Source organism: Pseudonocardia sp. (assembly GCF_025965585.1).
Classification (GTDB): domain Bacteria; phylum Actinomycetota; class Actinomycetes; order Mycobacteriales; family Pseudonocardiaceae; genus Pseudonocardia.
In genome coordinates this window covers 1-5,821 of record NZ_JAOPWR010000308.1, presented here as the reverse complement: position 1 = coordinate 5,821, position 5,821 = coordinate 1, and the positions used below count along the sequence as shown (strand labels likewise).

Here is a 5,821-nt window from a genome sequence, read left to right as displayed (position 1 = left end):
TGCGGCGCGGTCCAGGGCGCTGGCCAAGTAGTGCGCGGCCCCGGGCGGGGTGCGCAGCACGGCCAGGTTCCCACTCGCGTCCGCCGACACGAGCAGGTCCCCCAGCAACCGCGCCAGACGGGCGGTGCCACCCTCGATCCCGCGGACGGGGCTGCCGTCGTCCGGGATGACGTAGACCGGGGCGCCGCCGTCCGCGCCCCGGAGCTTGACCGCCCCGAGCTCGTCCAGGTCGCGGGACAAGGTGGCCTGCGTGGTGCCGATGCCGTCGGCCTCCAGCAGCGCCAGCAGCTCGCTCTGGCTGTGCACCTGCCGCTGGCTGATCAGCTCGACGATCCGCCCCTGCCGGGCCGCCCGGGACCGTCCGCCCTGGACGGCCGTCATCGTCGCAGCAGCCATGCGAGCAGCGCCTTCTGTGCGTGCAGCCGGTTCTCGGCCTCGTCCCAGACGGCGCTGGCCGGGCCGTCGATCACCTCGTCGGTGATCTCGTCGCCGCGGTGCGCGGGCAGGCAGTGCAGCACGATCGCGCCCTGCGCGGCCCGGCCCAGCAGGTCGGCATTGAGCTGCAGCTGCCGGAACGGCGCGGTGCGGTCGAGGCCGTCGCACTCCTGGCCCATCGACACCCAGGTGTCGGTGACCAAGACGTCCACGCCGTCGACGGCCGCGTGCGGGTCGGCGATCAGCTCCGCCCCGCCACCCGTCTCGGCGGCGCGGCCCTTCGCGTCGCGCAGCACCTCGGCATCCGGCTGGAAGCCCTCCGGCGCGCAGACCCGCACCTGCATGCCGGCGGTGGCGCCGCCGAGCAGCAGCGAGTGGGCCATGTTGTTGGCGCCGTCGCCGAGGTAGGTCATGGTCAGCCCGGCCAGGCGGCCGAACCGTTCGCGGATCGTCTGCAGGTCGGCCAGCACCTGGCACGGGTGGAACTGGTCGGTGAGCGCGTTGACCACCGGCACCGTGGACGCCGCGGCCATCTCCTCGATGCGCGACTGGTCGCCCGTGCGCCAGACGATGGCGTCCACGAAGCGCGACATCACCCGCGCGGTGTCGGCGATGGTCTCGCCCCGGCCGAGCTGGCTGGACTGCGCGTCGATGATCAGCGGGTTGCCGCCCAGCTGCGCGATGCCCACCTCGAACGAGATGCGCGTGCGCGTCGAGGACTTGTCGAACAGCACCGCGACCGACTTCGGCCCCTCCAGGGGCCGGTGCCCGAAGCGGTCGGCCTTCATGGCGTCGGCCAGGTCGAGGACCTCGGCCTGTTCGACAGGGGTGAGGTCGTCGTCGCGGAGCAGGTGCCGCGTCATGAGGCACCGTCCAGCATCGCCGGCAGCGCGGTGAGGAACTCCCCCGCCTGTGCCTCGGTGAGCACCAGCGGCGGGGCCAGCCGGACCCGATCGGGCACCGCGTTGTTGACGAGGAACCCGGCGTCGCGGGCGGCCGTCGCCACCCCGGCGGACACGGGCTCGCCGAGCAGGATGCCGATCAGCAGCCCGGCGCCGTCGACGCCGCGCACCAGCGGATGGCCGAGCGCCTCGACTCCGGCGGTGATCGTCTTGCCGACGAGGTTGACGTGCTCCAGCAGCCCGTCCAACGCGATCGTGTCCAGCACGGCGAGCGCCGCCGCGCAGCAGACCGGGTTGCCGCCGAAGGTGGTGCCGTGGTGGCCGGGTTCGAGCAGCGCACCCGCCGCGCCGATGCCGATGCAGGCCCCGATCGGGAGGCCGCCGCCCAGGCCCTTGGCGAGCGTGACGACATCCGGCACGACGCCGGCCGTCTGATGGGCGAACCAGGCGCCGGTGCGGCCGATGCCGGTCTGCACCTCATCGAGGACGAGCAGGGCGCCCCGGGCCGCGGTGATCTCGCGGGCGGCCTTCAGGTAGCCCTCGGGCGGTGTGACCGCGCCGGCCTCGCCCATGATCGGTTCGAGGAACACGGCGGCCGTGTGCTCGTCGACGGTGGCGTCCAGCGCGGCCACATCGCCGTAGGGCACGTGCGAGACGCCGGGCGTCATCGGCTCGAACGGGGTGCGCTTGGGCTGCTGTCCGGTGAGCGCGAGCGCGCCCATCGTGCGGCCGTGGAACGCGTTCTCCGCGGCGATGATGTTCGGCCGGCCGGTGAGCCGCGCCATCTTGAACGCGGCCTCGTTGGCCTCGGCGCCGGAGTTGCAGAACAGCACCCTGGAGGAACTGTCGTCGCCGGGCTGGTCGAGCAGTTCCAGCAGCCGCTCGGCCAGGGCCAGCGGGGGCTCGGTGATGTAGAGGTTGGACGTATGGCCCAGCGTGGAGATCTGCTTCGTGACGGCCTCGACCACCGCGGGGTGCGCGTGGCCCAGCGCGTTGACGGCGATGCCGCCGAGCAGATCCAGGTAGCGGCGGCCGTCGGCGTCCCAGACCTCGGCGCCCGAGCCACGCACGAGCGTGATCGGCGGGGTGCCGTAGTTGTTCATGAGCGCGTGCTGCCACCGCTCTTCGTACGTGGTCATGGGATCACCATCGTTCCGACTCCTTCGGTCGTGAAGACCTCGAGCAGCACCGAGTGCGGCACCCGCCCGTCGATCACGTGCGCCTGGCCGACCCCGCCCCGCACCGCACGGAGGCAGGCCTCCATCTTCGGCGCCATGCCGCTCTCCAGCTCCGGGAGCATCGGCTCCAGCTCGGCGGCGGTGAGCTCGCTGATCACCGACTCCGGGTCGGGGTAGTTCGCGTAGAGCCCCTCGACGTCGGTGAGGACGACGAGCTTGGCCGCGTCCAGCGCGGCGGCGAGTGCGGCGGCGGCGCTGTCGGCGTTGATGTTGTAGACCTGCCCGTCGACGTCCGGCGCGATGCCGGCGACCACGGGGATGCGGCCGGCGCGGACGATGTCGAGCACGGCGTCCGGGCTGACGTCCACGACGTCACCGACGAGCCCGATGTCGACGGCCTCGCCGTCCACCAGCGCGGTGCGCTTCTCGGCGGTGAACAGCCCGGCGTCCTCGCCGGACAGGCCGACGGCGTAGGGCCCGTGCTGGTTGATCAGGCCGACCAGCTCACGACCGACCTGCCCGACCAGCACCATCCGCACGACGTCGATGGTCTCGGGGGTGGTGATCCGCAGGCCGCCGCGGAACTCGCCGGGCAGACCCAGCCGCGTGAGCATCGCGCTGATCTGCGGGCCCCCGCCGTGGACGACGACGGGCAGGATGCCGGCCAGCCGCAGGAACACCATGTCGCGGGCGAAGGCCTGCTTGAGCTCCTCGTCGATCATCGCGTTGCCGCCGTACTTGACCACGACGATCCGGCCGTGGAACCGCTGCATCCAGGGCAGGGCCTCGGCGAGGATGCCGGCCTTCTCGCCGGCCCGCTTCAGCCGGGCCACGGTGCTTCCCTCAGGAGGAGTAGGCACTGTTCTCCTCCACGTAGGCGTGCGACAGGTCGGTGGTGAGGATCTCCGCGACGCCGTCGCCGAGGCCCAGCTCGACCTGGACGAGGATCTCCTTGCCCGAGAGGTCGGCGGCGCCGCGGTCGCCCGCGGCCACCCCGCCCTTGCACAGCAGGACGCCGTTGACCGCGACGTCGAGCAGGTCGGGGTTCACGTCGGCGGCCGAGTACCCGACAGCGGCGGCGATGCGCCCCCAGTTGGGGTCGGAGCCGAAGAGCGCCGTCTTGACCAGGCTGTCACGTGCGACCGTGCGGGCGACGACCACGGCCTCGTCCTCGGTGACCGCGCCACTGACCCGCACGGTGATGCGCTTGGTGACGCCCTCGGCGTCGGCCTGCATCTGCGCGGCCAGGTCCTTGCAGACGGCCGTGAGCGCGTTGGTGAGGTCGATGGGGTCGGCCTCGACGCCGCTGGCCCCGGATGCCATGACGATCACGGTGTCGTTGGTGGACATCACGCCGTCGATGTCGAGCCGGTCGTAGCTGACCCGGACCGCGGCCCGCAGCGCCTCCTGCAGCACGGGGACGTCGACGACGGCGTCGGTGGTGATCACCGAGAGCATCGTGGCCATCGACGGCGCGATCATGCCGGCGCCCTTGGTGAACCCGCCCACGCTCCAGCCGGCCGGGTCGGTGCGGGAGGACTGCTTGGCGACGGTGTCAGTGGTCATCACGGCGGTGGCGGCGGCCAGCCCGGCGCCCTCGTCGGAGGCCAGCGCCCCGGCGGCCAGCTCGACCCCAGCGAGCACCCGCTCGCGCGGGAGCTGGGCGCCGATCAGCCCGGTGGAGCAGATCGCGACGTCGACGGCCCCCCATGGGTCGGTGTCACTGCCGAGGACCTCGGCGGCCTTCTCGGCCGTGGCGTGGCTGGTCTGGAAGCCCTCGGGACCGGTGCAGGCGTTGGCGCCGCCCGAGTTGAGGACGACGGCGTGCAGCGACCCCGTGGCGAGCACCTGCTCCGACCACAGGACGGGCGCGGCCTTGACCTTGTTGCGGGTGAACACGCCCGCGGCATCGAAGCGGGGGCCGTCGTTGACGACGAGCGCGAGATCGGGGTTGCCGCTGTTCTTGATGCCGGCGGCGACGCCGGCGGCCCGGAAGCCCTGGGCGCAGGTGACACTCACGGCGCTACTCCCGTCATCGGCAGGCCGGCCGTCTCGGGGAGCCCGAGCGCCAGGTTCATGCACTGGATGGCGCCGCCCGCGGTGCCCTTGGTGAGGTTGTCGATCGCGGCGACGGCGACCATCCGGCCCGCGTCGGTGTCGACCGCGACCTGCAGGTGCACGGTGTTGGAGCCGAGCGTGGCGGCCGTGGTGGGCCAGCTGCCCTCGGGCAGCAGGTGCACGAACGGCTCGTCGGCGTATGCCTTGGCGTAGCACTCGACGATCTCCGCCGCCGACGCCGTGGTGGCCGCCGAGCACGACGCGAGGATGCCACGCGGGAGCGGGGCGAGGACCGGGGTGAAGCTCACGGACACATCCCTACCGGACGCCCCCGACAGGTTCTGCGTGATCTCGGGGGTATGGCGGTGCGCGCCCCCCACCCCGTACGCGGAGAGCGAGCCCATGACCTCGCTGCCGAGCAGGTTGGGCTTGAGCGACTTGCCCGCGCCGGACGTGCCGCTGACCGCGGTGATCACGACCTCGGGCTCGATCAGGCCCGCCACCAGCGCGGGGACGAGCGCGAGGCTCGACACCGTGGGGTAGCAGCCGGGCACGGCGACCCGCTTCGTGCCGCGGAGCGCGTCGCGGGCGCCGGGCAGCTCGGGCAGCCCGTAGGGCCAGCTTCCGGCGTGCTCGCCGCCGTACCACCGGTTCCAGGCCGCGGGGTCGGTGAGCCGGTGGTCGGCACCGCAGTCGACGACGACGACCTCGGGGCCGAGCTGGGCGGCCAGCTCCGCCGACCTCCCGTGCGGCAGCGCGAGGAAGACGACGTCGTGCCCGGCGAGGATCTCCGGCGTCGTGTCCTGCAGCACGCGGTCGGCCAGCGGCAGCAGGTGCGGCTGGAGCTCGCCCAGCCGTGATCCCGCGTTGCCTCCCGCCGTCAGCGCTCCGATCTCCACATCGGGATGGGCCAGCAGCAGCCGGAGGAGCTCTCCTCCGGCGTACCCGCTGGCTCCCGCCACCGCGATCCGCACCATGCGCATGACTATGCATCACTCCGGAAACTGATGCAAACTCGATGCACCCGATCGATCCGGCCACGACCGGATCCGCACGTCGTCGAGCCGGCGCTCGACGCCCCGGAGGGAGGCGCTCAAGCACCTGTGCTCAGGAGGTCCCCGGATCCCCGTACGCCACCACCGAGAGGAAGCGGATCGGCAGCGACACCAGCTCCTGCGGACCGTGCACCGCCTCGCCGTCGAGCTGCAGGGCGTCCCCGGGCAGCATCGGGTAGCGGGCCTCGCCGTG

General features: G+C 72.8%; 5 protein-coding genes and 1 pseudogene. All 6 read right to left on the bottom strand.

Going from position 1 to position 5,821, the window contains the following annotated elements; translation table 11 throughout:
- A pseudogene (locus JWR81_RS18875) lies at positions 1–396 on the bottom strand (arginine repressor); the annotation flags it as partial.
- The gene (argF, locus tag JWR81_RS18870; RefSeq protein WP_297654226.1) at positions 378–1,298 is read right to left on the bottom strand and encodes an ornithine carbamoyltransferase; all 921 of its coding nucleotides are present in this window, start codon (positions 1,296–1,298) and stop codon (positions 378–380) included. The pseudogene JWR81_RS18875 and the gene argF, both read right to left, overlap by 19 nt.
- Positions 1,295–2,476 carry an acetylornithine transaminase gene (locus JWR81_RS18865; protein ID WP_297654223.1) on the bottom strand — a complete coding sequence of 394 codons (1,182 nt, stop codon included), beginning with the start codon at positions 2,474–2,476 and terminating at the stop codon, positions 1,295–1,297. Before JWR81_RS18865 ends, argF begins: the two co-directional genes overlap by 4 nt.
- Positions 2,473–3,348 carry an acetylglutamate kinase gene (gene argB / locus JWR81_RS18860; protein WP_297654221.1) on the bottom strand — a complete coding sequence of 292 codons (876 nt, stop codon included), beginning with the start codon at positions 3,346–3,348 and terminating at the stop codon, positions 2,473–2,475. The genes JWR81_RS18865 and argB overlap by 4 nt, the downstream gene beginning before the upstream one ends.
- A 10-nt stretch (positions 3,349–3,358) precedes the next feature.
- On the bottom strand, positions 3,359–4,534 hold the full coding sequence (gene argJ / locus JWR81_RS18855) for a bifunctional glutamate N-acetyltransferase/amino-acid acetyltransferase ArgJ (protein ID WP_297654219.1): 1,176 nt from the start codon (positions 4,532–4,534) through the stop codon (positions 3,359–3,361).
- Positions 4,531–5,556, bottom strand: a complete 1,026-nt coding sequence (gene argC / locus JWR81_RS18850; protein WP_297654216.1) for an N-acetyl-gamma-glutamyl-phosphate reductase — start codon at positions 5,554–5,556, stop codon at positions 4,531–4,533. Before argC ends, argJ begins: the two co-directional genes overlap by 4 nt.
- Between the last annotated feature and the right edge of the window lie 265 nt (positions 5,557–5,821).